Source organism: Pyramidobacter sp. C12-8, assembly GCF_002007215.1.
Taxonomy (GTDB): Bacteria; Synergistota; Synergistia; order Synergistales; family Dethiosulfovibrionaceae; genus Pyramidobacter.
Genome location: NZ_MUHX01000171.1, coordinates 1 through 209, shown reverse-complemented (window position 1 = coordinate 209; position 209 = coordinate 1). Strand labels below are relative to the sequence as shown.

The following is a 209-nucleotide window of genomic DNA, read 5'->3' as shown; positions in this document are numbered from 1 at the left end:
CGCCAAGGAAGAGCGCCGCATCGAATCCCCGGCCCCCGGCATCATCGAGCGCAAGAGCGTCAGCGTGCCGCTCCAGACCGGCATCAAGGCCATCGACGCGATGATCCCCGTCGGCCGCGGTCAGCGCCAGCTCATCATCGGCGACCGCCAGACCGGCAAGACGGCCATCGCGATCGACACGATCATCAACCAGAAGGCCAACTGGGAGT

1 pseudogene is annotated in these 209 nt (G+C 66.5%); it reads left to right on the top strand.

The features are described from left to right. Positions 1-209, top strand: a pseudogene (locus B0D78_RS12460) (F0F1 ATP synthase subunit alpha); the annotation flags it as partial.